Raw genomic sequence first — 17,238 nt, forward strand, 5'->3', positions numbered from 1 at the left:
TTAACCGCAGAGTTTCAGCCTATAAGACCATAGAAATACGGTAAGATCCATTTTTAGTTCAGCTGACCGTGAAAAATGTGTTAAAATCATGTTGACGTTTGCCGAAAAAACTTAAATGCATTATACATATAAGGGGAAGTGATGGCTATCGAAGAGCTGGTTATGTCATGGATAGAAGCATTTAAAAGCTTATCTTATGTTGGAATATTTCTTGCGCTCTGTATTGAGTTTATTCCTGCTGAAATCGTCCTGCCGCTTGCAGGTTATTGGGTCTCTAAAGGTGATATGACACTTTTTGGCGCTGTTTTGGCGGGATCGCTTGGAGGAGTGGCCGGCCCGCTTACGCTGTATTGGATAGGCCGGTACGGAGGAAGGCCGTTTCTTGAACGTTTCGGAAAGTACCTCTTTATTAAGCCTGAAGCGCTTGATAAGTCGGATGAATTTTTCAAAAAGCATGGGGGATTTGTAGCCTTCAGCGGCCGTTTCTTGCCAGGCATCCGGACATTGATCTCCATACCGTGCGGGATTGCAAAAATGAACGTATGGGTGTTTTCGCTTTATACCTTCATCGCGATGCTGCCGATTACATTTGTATATGTTTATCTCGGTGTGAAGCTCGGTGAAAATTGGAAGGAAGTCGGCTCTATTCTCGATCAATATATGCTTCCGGTTGGGATAGCGATTTTGGCGCTGTTCCTGCTCTACTTGCTGATAAAAAAGAGGAAGAAACGCACGCAATCCGAACATTTATCTGTATTTTTAAAAAATAAACGTTGACAAAGTATCGCGCTGCGCATATCATTGACGTATAATATCATATTTCTTGAAATCCCAAAGGGGAGTAGCGTCCGGAATGTTTTCCGGAAACAAAGTCGTCATTTCATGGATTGCGATATCCATCGGCTTTGTTGGCATGCCTGAATTCATGTCTAGCAAGACCTTTGCCTTATGTCGGCAAAGGTCTTTTTTGCATGGTCCGGCCGGCATAAGATCGGATGAAGAGAAAGAAAACAACTTTTTTGGGAGGGTATCATTTATGGATGCAGCATTATTATTAGAGTATGGTTGGGTTCTTCTCGTCTTGATCGGCCTGGAAGGGATTTTAGCCGCCGATAACGCGCTGGTTATGGCGGTAATGGTAAAACATTTGCCGGAGGAAAAAAGAAAAAAGGCGTTATTTTATGGATTGGCAGGGGCTTTTGTTCTGCGGTTTGGCTCTTTGTTCGCAATTTCTTTTTTGGTCAACGTTTGGCAGGTTCAAGCGATTGGCGCGATCTACTTGCTGTATATCTCAGCAAGCCATTTATTGAAAAGATATGTGTTTAAGAAAGAAGACACGCATAAAGAGACGAAGCAAAGCGGTTTTTGGCCGACTGTTTTAAAAGTTGAACTGGCAGATATTGCTTTTGCGGTCGATTCCATCTTAGCGGCAGTCGCGCTGGCGGTTACGCTTCCTGGAACATCGCTTCCAAAGATTGGCGGACTAGACGGAGGACAATTTATGGTCATTTTGGCCGGAGGTATCATTGGCCTGGTAATCATGCGGTTTGCAGCTTCAATGTTTGTAAAGTTATTAAAGGAACGTCCAAGCCTAGAAACAGCGGCCTTTGTGATTGTCGGCTGGGTCGGAGTGAAGCTTGCTTTATATACACTTGCCCATCACGACATAGCAGTTGTTTCTGAACACTTTATCCATTCTGGAACATGGAAGCTCATATTCTGGGGTGTCTTAGCGGCAATCGCGATTTGCGGCTGGTTCATGTCAGGTGGAAAAAAACAGCCGGAGGGCGTACAAAACGAACAAAAAAACAGCAGCCGAGAACGGGCGTAATTTGAAAGACTCTGCTTAAAAAGCAGAGTCTTTTCATGTTTGAAGCGTTTTCAGGGACGAAATAAAATAACATTTTTATAACAGCATTGTTACAAAAAACACGTATAAAACCCCCTTAATTCTCTAGAAAGGCACGAAATCATGTATAGTACGTCGGAATGGTTTGTCACAATTGAGACATTGGAAATCAATATTTCTTTTTCTCCTTTGCGAATCCCTATCAAATTAGCTATCATTAATGAGTAGTTATAGGGAGGAACTGAGGTGAAACCAGTGCTTAGCCTTTTGTTTAAATTGGGAAAAAAGAAGCAAACGCTTGAAAAAACGGTTGAAAGTATACAAAAAGGCAATAAAGATCTGCAAAATGAATTAATACAGCAATATAAGCCATTTATCGCAAAGACGGTTTCATCCGTTTGTAAACGATATATAGATGAAAAAGACGATGAGTTCAGCATCGGACTGATCGCATTTAATGAAGCTATTGAAAAATACTCACCTGAAAAAGGCAATTCTCTGCTCGCATTTGCTGAGCTAATCATAAAAAGAAAAGTCATTGATTACATTCGAAAAGAAGCCAGAAGCGCACAAAATATCAATATCGATTTACAGGAAGGAGACGATCAGGAGTCATCACAAAGCCTGATTGAAGCCGAGCTTTCCATTGATGAATACCGCCGTCAGGTTGAACAGGAGCAGAGGCGGGAGGAAATCCTCTATTTTCAAAAGCAACTCAAAGATTATGGTTTGTCATTTAAAGAGCTGCTTGAAAACTCTCCAAAGCATGCTGACGCTAGGCAAAACGCCATAAAGGTGGCAATGACTCTTGTTGAACATGAAGAATTGGCCGCTATTCTGTATACAAAGAAACAGCTTCCGGTGAAACAGCTAGAACAGCTTGTCTCTGTAAGCCGAAAAACGATTGAGAGAAACAGAAAATATATTATTGCGATGTGTATTATTATTACAGGTGATTATATTTATTTAAAAGATTATCTTAAAGGGGTGCTGCACTCATGAGAAGAGGGATTATAGTAGAGAAAAATAGAAAATTCGTCACGTTGCTGACCCCTGACGGACAATTTTTAAAAGCCAAAAATGATCGCCGCAGCTATGAAATCGGAGAAGAAATTATGCTTCCAAGTGAATCACGCATGGGCAGAAGGGCCAGCTTTTTTGATTTTTTAAAACTGCGCCCTTTCAAAATGGGGATTGTTACGATGACTGCTATTATGCTTTTTATTTTTATAGTTCTCCCCGTTTTTTCTAATAATAAGGCCTATGCGTATATGACAATCGATATCAATCCAAGCTTCGAAATGGCGTTAAACAGCGATTACGAAGTGATTGAACTGACGCCTCTAAACGATGAGGGAAAGAAGGTCGTGAATGATATAGATGATTGGGAGAAGACTGATTTTAAAAAGGTGATTGACGATATTATAACCGACTGCAGCGAGCACGGTTATGTAAAGAAATCGAAAGAAATATTGATTTCCACTGTTTATGAAAATACGGAAGATAATACATATAAAAAAGCTGTGAAAAAACAGCTGAATGATGTGACGGAAAAATATAAAACGACATACCGCATGGAATCACTCGAGTCAGATATGCAGACGAGGGAAAAAGCGAAGAAGGAAGGCGTTTCAACGGGCAGCTACATCAAATCAAATGAAAAGAATGACAATAAAGACTCAAAAGATGACTCCAGCGATCCATCCGTGGAAGAGGATCAAAAGAGTGGCGGAAATGAGAATGAAAATATTGATCAAACTGACCCCCAGGACGGTAAACAAGAAGATAATGAACAGCTGGATGATACCGATTCCGGAGACCAGAAAGAAGATAAACCGGATGAACAGAGTAATGATAGTGAAAAAGATAAAAATGTAAAGGAATCAGATGAAAACACAAATGCCGAAAAAGATGGGGATCATGAGCAAACCCCAACACAAGCTCCTCAAGATAAAGGAAATGAAGACAATCACACTGAAAAGGGGCAAAGCCAATATCACAGGGACTGGAATAACGGTGAACAAGGCAGGAACCGTTCTTCGTCCAGCAGGGATAACGCTTCTGACCGCCGTAATCCAAACGGCTACAGCAGTGATAATCATTCAGCTCAAACTGAAGATTCGCCGAGTGACCCCGGCGAATAAAGACCTGAATTTATTTAGTTGTGCCATTTAATTGTGATTGTGCTTGCTGTACCAGCCGCTTTGTCATTTCCCCGCCTACAGAGCCGTTAGCGCGTGCGACTGTATCAGAACCAAGGTTCACACCGAATTCTTGAGCCACTTCGAGTTTAAATTGGTCTAATGCCTGCTCCACCCCTGGAACAACGAGTTTATTTCTGCTCGCCATCTTTTTCATCTCCTTTTTTTATAAAGAAATTCTTAACGCGTACTTAGTTTGAAATGTACGGGGTTTATTTATGCTGGCAATTGTTGTGGATCATAAGAAACCCCCGGCCTCCGAGCCGGGGGTAACGCAGACTATAAAATGTCTGCTGTCATTTTATGTGCGGTTGCCTGAATATGGAACGTCAAAATGGAGAGGACTGTAATGGCGATAATCTGTCTGATTTTAAGCCATTGGCTGTCATTCAGTTCTTCAAAACGGTGGCGGAGACGCTCTGTCTCCTGTTCGACGATCTCCTGCAGATTCGATTCTTTCATAGAAGGTGTGTCTTGGTGATGAACGGCATCAAGTACATATGCACAGCTTTCATAATAAGCAATCGGGCTGATGACATCATCGGTTCTGTCTGAGATTGTGTTAAAGGCCACTTTTAAAATAGCCCGTATGTGTTCAAAGTCATAAATGGATTTTAAATCACGTACAATTAAAAGAATAACTGCCTGTTCAACTGAGTATTTTTTGCCCAGCTCAGGGTGTCCGATCAAATCCTTGATATCACGCTTTACCCAGTTTTGAATTGCAGTGGACTTTAACGAAGTTAGCTCGCATAGGTTGCCAAGCTCTACGATTTCGTTTGTAGAAAGGCCGTATTCTTTTCTCTGTTTTTTTCGTTCGTATCTTGTAAGAAATTCAGGAATTTCAAGATGATTGGCTGCTTTTTCTGCCGACATGTTCGCTGATTGGACGAGAATGTCGAGCGGGCTTATTTCTCCTTGTCCTTTTAGGGAATAGAGCAGCCGCACCATATCGGTTCGAGTGAGTTTAAAAATGTTCATTGTTCACCTCTTTTTAAACAATTTGACGCGGAATATAAGTCTATGTATGAGTTCAAAATTGAAGCGCCAGCAATTACATTAACATCATACGTCGAATTCCTTGCATTTTCAAATGGATGATTTATAATTTAAGTATACAGGTTCCTTTGAACTTAAAATAACGGAGGTTGTCATGGCGAAAAGAATTTTTCTGTTTATTTTAACGAATATTTTGGTGCTCACAACAATCGGGATCGTTTTGTCTGTTTTAAGCTCGGTTACCGGAGTCGGGACGTACTTTACAGCTGATGGCGGTATCGATCCAATTGCACTCCTTGTATTCAGCTTAGTCGTTGGTTTTGTCGGTTCCTTTACGTCTCTTGCGATGTCCAGATGGATGGCAAAGACGATGATGGGTGTCAGAGTGCTGAATCCGAAAAAACACACGCTCAGCTATGAGGAACAGCAATTGGTTGACCGTGTTCACCGATTAAGCCGCTCTGCCGGTTTAACGAAAATGCCGGAAGTCGGAATTTACCGTTCACCTGAAGTGAACGCGTTTGCGACTGGACCGTCAAAACGCCGTTCCCTTGTGGCAGTGTCGTCAGGGCTGCTGGAGCAAATGGATGATGCCGCAGTTGAAGGTGTGCTTGCCCACGAGGTCGCGCATATCGCTAATGGTGATATGGTAACAATGACGCTCTTGCAAGGTATCGTCAATACCTTTGTCGTCTTTTTATCGCGTATCGCAGCATGGATTGCGAGCCGCTTCGTCAAGGAAGACCTAGCGCCGATCGTTCATTTTATTGCAATGATTGTCTTTCAAATTGTCTTTTCCATTCTCGGCAGCCTGGTCGTGTTTGCGTACTCACGCCATCGCGAATTCCATGCTGACAGGGGAGGGGCGGATCTTGCCGGCAAGGATAAGATGATTCATGCACTTCGGACGCTTAAGAGCTATTCTTCCCGCATTATGGAAGACGATCAGACAGCTGTTCAAACATTAAAGATTAATGGCAAGAAGCGCTCTTCGCTTTTCTCTACTCACCCTGACTTAGATGAGCGAATCAGACGGTTAGAAGCTAAATAATACAAACACATTGTTCCTCTGAGAGAATCCCTCAGAGGTTTTTTATTGTATCCTTTGACTAAAATAATAAAAAAATAAGCAAGTTAAGAAAATGTTTCGTAAAAGCCTTTTAAAATGGGTCCAATATCTTTAGAATAATTACCGTACTTAAAAAGAGAGGCAGAAGGATTTTACATGAAATTAAAGTTTGGAAAATTGATACAGGCATTGTCGCCGGCCCAGCTGATTGCTGTATATTATTTTCTTGCGGTGACGGTGGCAGTTATTTTATTAAGTCTTCCTGTGGCCCATAAACAAGGAGCAGAATGGTCTTTTATCGATGCCCTGTTTACAGCAGTCAGTGCCGTTAGTGTGACTGGGCTTTCTGTTGTAAATACTGCTGAGACATTTAATACAACAGGAATTGTTATTCTCGCGTTTGTTCTGCAGTTTGGCGGAATTGGCATTATGACATTAGGCACTTCAGTTTGGCTCCTAATGGGCAAAAGAATAGGTTTAAAAGAACGGAAATTAATGATGATCGATCAAAATCAATCACAATTTTCTGGGATCGTGAATCTCATGAAACAGATTCTCTTTCTCATATTATGGATTGAGTTCTTTGGCGGCATGATTCTTGGGACTTATTTTTTAACCTACTACGATTCCATTCAAGAGGCTTACTTACATGGTTTTTTTGCGAGTGTCAGTGCAACCACAAATGCCGGTTTTGATATAACAGGAAGCTCTCTGGTTCCATTTCGGCATGATTATTTTGTGCAATTTATTACACTGTTATTGATTGTTTTCGGAGCCATCGGTTTTCCTGTTTTAGTGGAAGTGAAAGATTTTTTGTTTTCTAAAAACCGAAGATATCCGTTTAGTTTATTTACAAAAATTACAACCATTATGTTTGGCTTACTTGTTTTGTTTGGCTCTATAGGGATCTATGTGCTTGAAGCAAATTATTTATTTGCAGGTAAATCGTGGCATGATATTTTATTCCTTTCTCTATTCCAATCAACCACAACAAGGAGCGGGGGGCTTGCCACGATTGATATAAGCCAGCTGACTGACCCCACTCTGCTTTTTATGAGTGCGCTGATGTTTATCGGAGCGTCGCCAAGTTCAGTAGGGGGAGGCATACGGACAACGACTTTCGCCCTGAACCTTCTTGCGCTGTTTCATTTTGCCCGCGGCAATAAGTCAGTCAAGGTATTCAAAAGGGAGCTGCATCCTGCTGATCTCATGAAGTCGCTTGTTGTCACAATGATGGCGATTCTGCTCGTTTTTGGCTCGACACTCATTCTTACGATTACAGAAAAGCATTCTCTGCTGGAGCTGTTGTTTGAAGTGTGCTCAGCGTTCGGTACAACCGGTCTGTCACTGGGAATTACCGCTGATTTAAGCAACGTTGGAAAATGCGTCATTATGATTGTCATGTTTATCGGGCGAATCGGTATCCTGACCTTCCTGTATTTGATTGGAAGAAAAGAAATTGAAGCGAATTATCATTATCCGAAGGAAAGAGTGATTATCGGATAGAAAAAACACCGCATGTTTTGCGGTGTTTTTTGATTGCCAAAAAAAAGATGTGTGGCAACATTTCAGTTGGAGAACCTAACATCAACAGGTGCAGTTTAACGCCCTGCATCTTTAAGCGAAATAAAATGTCTGAAAAATTGGCGAGGAGGATTCGTATGAAGCGAAAAGCTGAAGTGAATGAAGCCATTAAAAATAACAATACACCTACTGAGAGCATGGACCCAAATTCTTATAAAACACAGTATCATGACGACCCGAATTTTAGGGGTGCAAACCGCAATTCCAAACAGGGTCAGCAAGGAGGCTTGTGATTTTGAAGAAAAATCGTCATAGCAGAGATATGCAAAATCATAAAAAGCCTATGAATAAGAAAGTGCTGGAGGAAGAATTCTCAAGTGAACTTGGAGATTACAATGCCGGCAAGATCATCGAGACGCTAGAAGCCACAAAGCCTGAAAAGAAAAAAGAGAAAAAACAAAAATAAAAAAACACCTCTTAGGCGGCGTCCCGCTTAAGAGGTGTTTTCTATTTTAAATAAGCATTTTTGCCCGTTCCTCTGACAAATTGCAATAGGCTGGTCATTCTCAGCTCAATGAAGGGCTGAGCAACTGTCTTAACAAAATTGCTGGAGAGTACTGATGTCAGGGTTGCTGTTAAAAGTAAGAGAATTGCTAAGCTCTGATAGTCAGTAAGCGAATCCTCAAGCCCAACCTGTCTCAGTGTTTTAATAATAAACCCATGAAGCAAATACACATAAAATGTCCGGGTTCCCCATTTCGTAAAGAAAAACCGTTTTTGCGGAACGAGCGCTAAAAAGCTGAAGGTTGCCGCAAAGGCGAGTACATACCAGCCGATTCGGGAAAGTCCGCTCGCCAAGGTAACGTCTCCAAATGAAGAATACGGTTTTGAGCCGAACAGAAAAGAATAGTCAAAGTCGATTCCCCAGCAGATGACGAATACGGCGGCAAGCACCCCGAGCGCGATTTGTTTGCCTCGTTTTGATCTCAATAAATCAAAATGATGTTTATTTAAATAAAACCCGACAAGGAACATTGGTAAGAATACAAATGTCCGCGACAGGCTCAGCGTGCTGCTGACAAAGTCTAAATAGCCGATCAGTACGGCAATTCCGCAGCTTACAAACAGCGCCCACAGCTTTGATAGCTTTGAAAAAGGATAAAGCAGTAGGTTCCAAAAAAATAAGCTTACGAGAAACCATAATGACCATTGCGGATCAATCGGATTCACATTTGCCATGCTTTCGTCTTGCATAATGTAATAAAAGACGGAATAGATGATTTGGAAAATCAAATACGGAATAATAAGCTTGACCGCCAGCTTTTTCACATATCCCGAGCGTTTAAAGCCTTTTGCAAAATAACCGGATACGAGAATAAAGGCAGGCATGTGAAATGTGTAAATGAACTTGTAGAGGTAGAGCATAAAATTGTTATCATTAATAAAGGAACGAAGAATATGACCGAATACAACAAGGAATATCAATAAGAATTTTGCATTATCGAAATAACTGTCTCGCGATTTACTCATAGCATCACCTTCTCTTTAATCAGTCACTAAGAGATTATTCCCTGCTGGTATATATTTTAAAATAAAAGATGAAAAAGGATTGAAAAAACGGCTGATTGTTAGGACGATGTAAAGTGGCGGTAAGGATCGTAGAAAATGTCTTCGTTATGTAATCGCGCTGAAATTTTCTGAAATTTATAGGGCAAATGAAGGAAGTTCCCGCATTTTGTAGAAATATTGAGGGATAGGTTTTGAAGAAGGAGTGTACACGCATGGAAACTCTTGGTGTCCAGACAAATTCGGAGCTGCGGGAAGAACTGAAGCGTCTCAAAGAAGAAAATGCCCGGCTGAAAAAGGAATTGAATCAGCATCAAGTGATTGTCAACAATACGCTCGATGCTATTTTTATATGTGATAATGAAATGCGAATCGTTCAGGCGAATGAAGCAACAGAGAGGATGCTTCAGGTTGATTCGGAAGATTTGAAAAAGCGTTCTGTTTTGGATTTTTTGTTTTCAATCCCAAAGGATGAACTGAATCATGCCGTAAAAAAGTTTTTTAAAAAAGGTTTCCTGTGGAAGGAGGTCCCGATCAAGCTTGATGGCGGGGCGACAAAATACATAGAGTTTCTGGCCAAAAGAGGGATAGGCGAGGATTTCTTTTTTGTTGTCATGAGGGACATATCTTCAAAGAAGATTCTGGAGCGGGAATTCTCTATGAATGAACAGCTTTTTAAGGACTTGTTTGACAGAGCTGTTGACGGAATCGTCCTTTTTGATAAAGATGGCGGTTTTATTGATGCCAATTTGTCCTTCTGCAAAAGCTTTGAAATCAATCAAAATGAGCTGTCTCATTTATCGTTGTATGAGTTCATAGACAGCGGCTCACGAAAAGACTTCGACAATATATGGAAGGCGCTCAACCGCAAGGGAAAAGCGAAGGGGGAGCTGCCCGTCAAGCTTCGTTCAGGTGTTCAAAAGCTATTTGAATTCACGATTACATCAAACATCATCAGCGGGTTTTATATGTCCATTATGAGGGATATCACAGAGAAGCGGTCTATGGAGCTGCAGCTCTTTAAAAGTGAGGAGCGCTTCAGAGAAATATTTGAAAATGCGATGGACGCCATCATCATCTGGTCGAATGACGGAAGAATCGTGAAGGCGAATCAATCAGCCTGTAAAATCTTTGAGCTGCCGATGAATCTGCTGTTGAAACGAAGGCTATGTGATTTTCTCGTTGACTCACAGCAGAAATACAGCATAACGAAAAGGAAATACGCAAAGTACGGAGAGATCAGAGAAGAGCTGCTGTTTCAAATGGGGAACGGGCAGTTCAAAGAACTTGAATTTACCTCAAAGCGGACAATATTAGAGAATCAGCACTTGACGATTTTAAGAAACGTCAGCGACAGAAAGCGGATGGAAAAGGAGCTGCGGGAAAGTGAGCTGAAATTCAGAAAAGTGTTCAATGGCTCAATGGACGGCAATGTATTGTTCGACAATCAATATAGGATCATCGATGCCAACCCGTTAGCAAGCCATATTTTAGGCCTGTCACATGAAGAGATTAAACAGCACAGCTTGTTAGATATTATTTCATCGTATGAAATAGAAAATCTTGCATCACCGGCAAGGCAGATTAATTTTGATGAAATGGACAACGAAATTCCATTTTTGCTGAGCAGCAGTGACAACAGAAAACTTGAATTCTCATTTAAACGAAATATTATTCAAAATATGAACCTGGCTATCTTTAAAGACGTAACAGAGCGAAAAGAACTGGAGGAACGCCTGCGCAAGTCAGATACCCTTCATGTTGTCGGCGAACTTGCTGCCGGCATCGCTCATGAAATCAGAAATCCGATGACAGCTCTTAAAGGCTTCATTCAGCTCCTGAAGGGAAGTGTGGAGGGAGACTACGCCCTTTACTTCAACGTGATCACCTCAGAACTAAAGCGCATCGAATCCATCATCACCGAATTCTTGATTTTAGCCAAGCCCCAGGCCATTATGTATGAAGAAAAACATGTTACCCAAATTATGAGAGACACTATAGACCTTCTGAACGCACAAGCCAATCTAAGCAATGTACAAATGCATCTTGATTTAATGGACGACATTCCCCCGATCTACTGTGAGCCGAATCAGCTGAAACAGGTATTTATCAATATATTAAAAAACGCCATCGAAGTGATGCCTGACGGCGGAAACATTTTTGTGACGATAAGGACATTGGATCAAGATCATGTTCTCATCTCCTTAAAAGACGAGGGAATCGGAATGACAGAAGATAAATTAAAGCGCCTTGGTGAACCGTTTTATACGACGAAGGAACGGGGAACTGGACTTGGGCTTATGGTAAGCTATAAAATTATTGAAGAACATCAAGGCGAAATTCTGGTAGAAAGTGAAGAAGGGAAGGGTACCGTTTTCCACCTTACACTTCCCGTCAGACAGAATGCTGAAGAAAGAAGGATTGATGAATGAACTACTACGCGACAGCCGAAACACCGCTCGGGGAACTCATAATTGCCGAAGAAGATGGCCAAATCACCCGACTATTTCTCAGTCAGGAAGATTGGATGGATTGGAAAGAAACCGTTCAGCATACAGAGCACAAGGAAACACCTTATCTGGCAGAAGCGAAAAAACAGCTTCATGAATATTTCGCCGGCGAAAGAAAGACCTTCTCACTGCCGCTGAGCCAAAAGGGCACTCCTTTTCAGCAAAAAGTGTGGGAGGCGCTCGCGATAATACCATACGGAGAATCCCGAAGCTATGCTGACATCGCCGCTGCGGTCGGCAGTCCGAAAGCGGTGCGCGCAGTCGGACAGGCTAATAAACGAAACGACCTGCCGATTTTTGTCCCGTGCCACAGAGTGATTGGCAAAAACAGCGCGTTAACAGGATACGCCGGGAGCAAAACCGATATCAAAGCATTTTTGCTGAACATCGAGCAAATCTCCTATAAAGAAAAATAAAACATATGGCACGTTCCCTTTTTTTACGGCCGACATATCATTTTATTAAGTGAAAAAAGTTGGTCTGATGAAAAAGGAGGACAAAGCAATTGAAGCCGAGCCGCTCTGAGAAAATTGCCGTTTTTGCCAAACTGTTTGTGAAACTGCATATCTTATCAAGCGCTCAAAAAGATGAAATCATCAATATCAATAAAAACAAACAAAAAAACCGCTGACTCGGCCCGTCATGAGCAAAGTCCAGCGGTTTTTTAATGAACCTTTTCGCCTCTAAACAGCTGTTCAATTTCTTCTTCATAGTTACCGGTCATAATCCCTTTTTCTGTGATGATTCCTGAAATGAGATCATGGGGTGTAATGTCAAAAGCGGGATTAAAGACAGGCACATCGGATGGAGCGGTCCGGACTCCGGAAATCTGTCTTACTTCCTCAGGATCCCGTTCCTCTATCGGGATATCAGCGCCGCACTTCACTTTTGGATCAAATGTAGATAAAGGTGCCGCGACAAAAAACGGAATATCAAAGGCATTTGCTAAAATCGCGAGACCGTATGTTCCGATTTTATTTGCCGTATCACCGTTCTTTGCAATTCGATCAGCTCCAACGATGACAGCAGAAATTTGTTTTTCCCTCATCGTATGGGCAGCCATGCTGTCTGTGATCAGAGTGACATCAATGCCTCCCTGCATCAGCTCCCACGCAGTCAGGCGCGAACCTTGAAGGACAGGCCTTGTTTCACAGGCATAAATATGCAGTCCCAAATCCTTTTGTTTGGCCAAGTAAAATGGAGCGAGGGCCGTTCCATAGCGGCTTGTCGCGATAGAGCCGGCATTGCAGATCGTCATAATCCGGTCGCCTTTTTTGAAAAGCTGCAGGGCGTTTTGACCGATCATCCGGCACGTTTCCTCATCCTCGACCTGAATCTGAATCGCTTCATGGACAAGGTTTGTTTTTGCTTCATTTACTGAAATGGCGTTTTCGATCGAATGACTCAGTCTCTGAAGTGCCCAAGATAAATTAATGGCGGTAGGCCGTGAGCTGTTTAAATATTGTTTGATATCTTCAAGTCTGCTGCGGAATTCTGTGACATCATCTGTTTCTATGTCTTTTGCAGCAAGCGCAAGTCCGAAGGCAGCCGTAATGCCGATGGCCGGGGCGCCTCTTACCTTGAGCTTGACAATCGCGTCAAATACATCCTCTTTCGTCGTCAGCTCCACATATTCGGTCACGTCAGGAAGCTTTTGCTGATTTAAAATGGTAATAGCTGTTTCTTTCCATTCAACAGAACGAGGAACAGCAAATGAATGGGTCATAAATGGATCATTCCTTTACAAGTAACTTAAATAATTCAATAACATCCGTTATCGTTTTGAAGTCCGAACGTTTTTCAATAAAGGCTGTGCCGGTTTCGAGCGCCAGCCGTTTTCTGATGATTCGTTTATCAAACGGCACGATCGTATCCAGATCAGCCACATGGGCAAGGCCGATCGCGCGGCGTATGAGCTCGCAGCCCGCAAACCCGATCGTCTCTTCAAAAATATGACTGAGCGTATCAGTAAGATAACCGTCGATTTTGGCGTAAACATCAAGACTGTCCTTCTCCCAGGCTTCAGTGAATGTCTCTTGAAATGTTTCCCAGACCTGCTTGACATGCTGGTATAACGGCTCTCTGTCATCACCGTCACGGCCGAGTGCGTTCAAAAATAAGTTGGCGATAAATTGGCCTACATCAAAGCCGATCGGTCCGTAAAAAGCAAATTCAGGATCAATCACCTTTGTTTCATGTTCGCTTGCAAAAATGCTCCCTGTATGCAAATCACCATGAATCAGCGTTTCTGCCGATGTTAAAAATGACTTTTTCAGCTTAGCGGCTTCGATTTTAACGTTGTCATTATTCCAAAGCTTCTCGACAAAAGGACGAAGCTCTTCTTCAAAATCATTTGTGTCATGGTCAAAGAAAGGATCTGTAAAGACAAGTTTTTCCGTTATGTCGCACAGCTCCGGGTTTGTAAACTGTTTAACAAGCTGTTTTTTCACCTTAGGTTCAAGCGCGTAATCAGATGAATAAAAAAGGGTCTTTCCTAAAAACTCACCGATGTGCTGTGACAGATGCGGATAATGTTCACCCTCAATGAGTCCTTTTCTTGCGATTTTCAGATGGGAGAGGTCCTCCATGACGGTAACCGCCATTTCTGTATCAGAATAAAACACTCTTGGAACCAGATGAGGGACATGCTCGCCCTGCCGGATGAGAGCGCTGCTTTCGATTCTTGCGCGATCGATTGTCAGCGGCCAGCTTTCTCCGACGACTTTTGCATAAGGAACCGCCTGTTTAATGATCAAAGATCTGTCATGTTCTTGATCATAAATATGAAAAACGTAATTTAAGTTGCCGTCGCCGATTTCCTGGCATGTCAGCGTGCTTTTGCTTGGAAATAAGCCGAGCTTTACCGCAAGTGCCACAGCGGAGCTTTCATTTAACGTTTCGTATAAAGGTGTTTTTGTGACTGCCATTGTCATAACCTCCAATTATGTAATCTCTTGATATGTTTGCAGCTGATTGGCCGTAAAAAAGCCTCCTTCTCAGAGAGAAAGAGGCTTAACATGTATGTCCGCCTCTCTTATCTCTCAGATCAGATCTGATGGAATTAGCACCGTGCCTTAGAGACGAGTGTCTCGGCGCGAAAAAGATGCGCCCCATTTCACAATGGAATTACGGTCGGTTGCTGTTGGGGTCAAAAGGCCAAATCCCTCGCCCAACTCTCGATAAGAGAATATATTCATTTGTTAAACAATTCTAATTTATCAGTTGATGAACATAGTAACAGGTGTTTTGTTAAGTTGTCAATAAATTTTTTAATATAAATCTTTTCTGATATCATCGAAAACAGGAATGCTCTCTCGCACCTTAACGCTTTCCTGAAGGTCGATTTCAGCTCGGACAATGCCTTCTTCCCGTCCGCCTTCAGCAAGTACACGCCCCCATGGATCAATAATCAGGCTATGCCCGGCAAATTCATTATCTGGATTTGAACCGGTACAATTGCATGCAGCGACAAAGCATTGATTTTCAATGGCCCGGGCAATTAGCAGGCTTTTCCAATGATCAAGGCGGGGAAGTGGCCATTCTGCAGAAATAAACAGCACGTTGGCACCTTTTGTTGTATGTTTTCTGATCCACTCCGGAAAACGGATATCGTAACAGATCAATCCTGAGCTTTTGACGCCATCAAGCTCAAAGTATCCGTCTTCGGAACCGGCTGATAAATACACATGCTCATCCATCAGCTGAAAAAGGTGGGCTTTTCTGTACTCTTTAACGATTTGTCCTTCCTTATCCGCGATGTACATTGTATTATAAACATCAGAATCATTTCTGACAGCGACCGATCCGGCGACAATATGAACGCCATGTTTTTTTGCTGTTTTCTTCAGCCAGCTCTGAGCAAAACGCCCGTCTTCATCAGCGAGCTCATCAAGGTTGGCCAGGTCATATCCGGTCGTCCATAATTCAGGAAGAACAAGAACATCAGCATGCTTGCTTTCTTTTTCGATCAAAAATTCAGCCTTTTTGATATTTTCCGAACGTTTACCGTATGAAATATCAAATTGAAGACAAGATATCGTCCATTTCATCTTTTTATCACTCCAAATTTTTCTTTACTTTTTTCATTTAACCATATATGATGATGGACTATCATTTCAAGATTTTTTTAGAAGGTGAGAATAGATGAAATTTGAACAGTCTCATGTATTGAAGGAATTGCCTAAACAATTCTTCGCTTCTCTGGTGCAGAAAGTGAACCAAAAGCTCGCAGAAGGGCATGACGTCATCAATCTCGGACAGGGAAATCCGGATCAGCCGACTCCGGAACATATCGTCGAGGAAATGAAACGAGCCGTTGCGGATCCTGAAAATCATAAATACTCGTCTTTTCGCGGCTCGTACAGTCTAAAATCAGCCGCAGCAGCATTTTATAAAAGAGAATACGGCATTGATCTTGACCCGGAAACTGAAGTCGCTATATTATTCGGCGGGAAAGCCGGTCTGGTCGAGCTCCCGCAATGCCTGTTGAATCCCGGAGATACGATTTTAGTTCCTGATCCGGGCTATCCTGATTACTGGTCAGGTGTCACACTCGCGAAAGCGAAAATGGAAATGATGCCGCTCGTAAAGGACAGGGCGTTTCTTCCTGATTACAGCAGCATCGCCGCCGAAGTGAGAGAACAGGCGAAATTGATGTATTTAAATTATCCGAATAATCCGACCGGAGCTATTGCTACATCTGAATTTTTTGAAGAAACGGTCAGTTTTGCGAAAGAAAACGGGATCTGTGTCGTTCACGATTTTGCTTATGGCGCTGTAGGGTTTGACGGCTGCAAACCGTTAAGCTTTTTGCAGACTGAAGGTGCGAAGGATATCGGAATTGAAATTTACACGCTGTCAAAAACGTATAACATGGCAGGGTGGCGGGTCGGCTTTGCCGTCGGAAACGCTTCGGTCATTGAAGCAATCAATCTTTATCAAGACCACATGTTTGTCAGTCTTTTCAGAGCGACTCAGGAGGCTGCAGCAGCGGCACTGCTAGCTGATCAGACGTGTGTGGCGGAGCAAAATGCCCGATATGAGAGCAGGCGAAACGCTTGGATCGCTGCATGCCGGGAAATCGGCTGGGATGTGACAGCTCCGGCAGGTTCATTTTTTGCATGGCTGCCTGTGCCTGAAGGCTATACTTCCGAGCAGTTCTCAGACCTTTTGCTGGAAAAAGCAAATGTGGCAGTTGCGGCTGGAAACGGCTTCGGAAAATATGGCGAGGGCTACGTCAGAGTCGGACTGCTGACAAGTGAAGAAAGTCTCAAAGAAGCCGCTTATCGAATTGGGAAACTGAACCTGTTTACCCAAAAAAGCATTGACAAGATTTGATAACGGTGGGATAATTCAAAATAATTTATAAAATCTATATTTTCTTATCAAGAGCAGGCAGAGGGACGAGCCCGATGAAGCCCGGCAACCGACTTATAAAGCACGGTGCTAATTCTTGCAGCTGGCGGCTGAGAGATAAGATTCGGACGAGAAACGAAACCTCTTTAGACGCGATTGCTGTTT

At 42.5% G+C, this 17,238-nt stretch carries 18 protein-coding genes and 2 riboswitches; of the genes, 12 read left to right on the plus strand and 6 right to left on the minus strand.

Translation table 11 applies throughout. The features are described from left to right. The first annotated feature begins 141 nt into the window (after positions 1–141). From M0696_RS07345 to M0696_RS07360, 4 genes are all read left to right on the plus strand, one after another. A complete protein-coding gene (locus tag M0696_RS07345) occupies positions 142–777 on the plus strand; it encodes a DedA family protein (RefSeq protein ID WP_166853414.1) in 636 nt (211 codons plus the stop codon). Positions 778–1,036: 259 nt separating this feature from the next. Further along, positions 1,037–1,831, plus strand: a complete 795-nt coding sequence (locus M0696_RS07350; RefSeq protein ID WP_411809569.1) for a TerC family protein — start codon at positions 1,037–1,039, stop codon at positions 1,829–1,831. A 264-nt stretch (positions 1,832–2,095) separates the two neighbouring features. Then, positions 2,096–2,851, plus strand: coding sequence for an RNA polymerase sigma factor SigI (gene sigI / locus M0696_RS07355; RefSeq protein WP_166853411.1), 756 nt, complete (start codon positions 2,096–2,098; stop codon positions 2,849–2,851). Beyond that, positions 2,848–3,993, plus strand: coding sequence for an anti-sigma factor domain-containing protein (locus tag M0696_RS07360; RefSeq protein ID WP_222142704.1), 1,146 nt, complete (start codon positions 2,848–2,850; stop codon positions 3,991–3,993). Before sigI ends, M0696_RS07360 begins: the two co-directional genes overlap by 4 nt. Before the next feature lie 10 nt (positions 3,994–4,003). Here the strand turns inward: M0696_RS07360 and sspD are convergent, their stop codons facing one another. Together sspD and htpK are read right to left on the minus strand one after the other, a co-directional pair. After that, complete coding sequence (gene sspD, locus M0696_RS07365; RefSeq protein ID WP_003218568.1) at positions 4,004–4,198, minus strand: acid-soluble spore protein SspD; 195 nt, start codon at positions 4,196–4,198, stop codon at positions 4,004–4,006. 131 nt (positions 4,199–4,329) lie between these two features. Continuing rightward, positions 4,330–5,031 carry a transcriptional regulator HtpK gene (htpK, locus tag M0696_RS07370; protein WP_166853407.1) on the minus strand — a complete coding sequence of 234 codons (702 nt, stop codon included), beginning with the start codon at positions 5,029–5,031 and terminating at the stop codon, positions 4,330–4,332. Positions 5,032–5,203: 172 nt separating this feature from the next. On the opposite strand from htpK, the gene htpX reads away from it, so the two are divergent. The 4 genes from htpX to M0696_RS07390 all read left to right on the plus strand — a co-directional run bounded on the left by htpX (position 5,204) and on the right by M0696_RS07390 (position 8,108). Then, complete coding sequence (gene htpX / locus M0696_RS07375) at positions 5,204–6,100, plus strand: protease HtpX (RefSeq protein WP_166853405.1); 897 nt, start codon at positions 5,204–5,206, stop codon at positions 6,098–6,100. A 174-nt stretch (positions 6,101–6,274) separates the two neighbouring features. After that, positions 6,275–7,624, plus strand: a complete 1,350-nt coding sequence (locus tag M0696_RS07380; protein WP_222142705.1) for a TrkH family potassium uptake protein — start codon at positions 6,275–6,277, stop codon at positions 7,622–7,624. 155 nt (positions 7,625–7,779) lie between these two features. Next, positions 7,780–7,935 carry a hypothetical protein gene (locus M0696_RS07385; protein ID WP_222142706.1) on the plus strand — a complete coding sequence of 52 codons (156 nt, stop codon included), beginning with the start codon at positions 7,780–7,782 and terminating at the stop codon, positions 7,933–7,935. A 2-nt stretch (positions 7,936–7,937) separates the two neighbouring features. After that, positions 7,938–8,108 (plus strand): hypothetical protein, encoded by a 171-nt coding sequence (locus M0696_RS07390; protein WP_222142707.1) that lies wholly within the window; start codon positions 7,938–7,940, stop codon positions 8,106–8,108. A gap of 41 nt (positions 8,109–8,149) precedes the next feature. Here M0696_RS07390 and M0696_RS07395 read toward each other — a convergent pair whose 3' ends face one another. After that, positions 8,150–9,172: an acyltransferase family protein gene (locus M0696_RS07395; RefSeq protein ID WP_166853399.1), complete on the minus strand. Its 1,023-nt coding sequence runs from the start codon at positions 9,170–9,172 to the stop codon at positions 8,150–8,152. A gap of 251 nt (positions 9,173–9,423) precedes the next feature. On the opposite strand from M0696_RS07395, the gene kinE reads away from it, so the two are divergent. From kinE to M0696_RS07410, 3 genes are all read left to right on the plus strand, one after another. Next, positions 9,424–11,640: a sporulation two-component system sensor histidine kinase KinE gene (gene kinE / locus M0696_RS07400; protein WP_222142708.1), complete on the plus strand. Its 2,217-nt coding sequence runs from the start codon at positions 9,424–9,426 to the stop codon at positions 11,638–11,640. Beyond that, positions 11,637–12,134, plus strand: coding sequence for a methylated-DNA--[protein]-cysteine S-methyltransferase (locus M0696_RS07405; protein WP_222142709.1), 498 nt, complete (start codon positions 11,637–11,639; stop codon positions 12,132–12,134). The genes kinE and M0696_RS07405 overlap by 4 nt, the downstream gene beginning before the upstream one ends. Before the next feature lie 89 nt (positions 12,135–12,223). Next, on the plus strand, positions 12,224–12,349 hold the full coding sequence (locus M0696_RS07410) for a hypothetical protein (RefSeq protein ID WP_003218585.1): 126 nt from the start codon (positions 12,224–12,226) through the stop codon (positions 12,347–12,349). Positions 12,350–12,382: 33 nt separating this feature from the next. On the opposite strand, the gene mtnA is transcribed toward M0696_RS07410, so the two are convergent. The 3 genes from mtnA to M0696_RS07425 form a co-directional block, all read right to left on the minus strand. After that, positions 12,383–13,444, minus strand: coding sequence for an S-methyl-5-thioribose-1-phosphate isomerase (gene mtnA / locus M0696_RS07415; protein WP_222142710.1), 1,062 nt, complete (start codon positions 13,442–13,444; stop codon positions 12,383–12,385). A 7-nt stretch (positions 13,445–13,451) separates the two neighbouring features. Further along, positions 13,452–14,645 carry an S-methyl-5-thioribose kinase gene (mtnK, locus tag M0696_RS07420; protein ID WP_222142711.1) on the minus strand — a complete coding sequence of 398 codons (1,194 nt, stop codon included), beginning with the start codon at positions 14,643–14,645 and terminating at the stop codon, positions 13,452–13,454. A gap of 104 nt (positions 14,646–14,749) precedes the next feature. Beyond that, a riboswitch (SAM riboswitch) is annotated at positions 14,750–14,904 on the minus strand. Positions 14,905–14,987: 83 nt separating this feature from the next. Then, the gene (locus M0696_RS07425; RefSeq protein WP_166853389.1) at positions 14,988–15,767 is read right to left on the minus strand and encodes a carbon-nitrogen family hydrolase; all 780 of its coding nucleotides are present in this window, start codon (positions 15,765–15,767) and stop codon (positions 14,988–14,990) included. 94 nt (positions 15,768–15,861) lie between these two features. Here M0696_RS07425 and mtnE point away from each other — a divergent pair, with 94 nt between their 5' ends. After that, a complete protein-coding gene (gene mtnE, locus M0696_RS07430; RefSeq protein WP_222142712.1) occupies positions 15,862–17,055 on the plus strand; it encodes a methionine-glutamine aminotransferase in 1,194 nt (397 codons plus the stop codon). Between the two features lie 41 nt (positions 17,056–17,096). Continuing rightward, positions 17,097–17,197: riboswitch (SAM riboswitch) on the plus strand. Positions 17,198–17,238: the final 41 nt, after the last annotated feature.

This window comes from Bacillus rugosus, from assembly GCF_023238245.1.
GTDB lineage: Bacteria > Bacillota > Bacilli > Bacillales > Bacillaceae > Bacillus > Bacillus rugosus.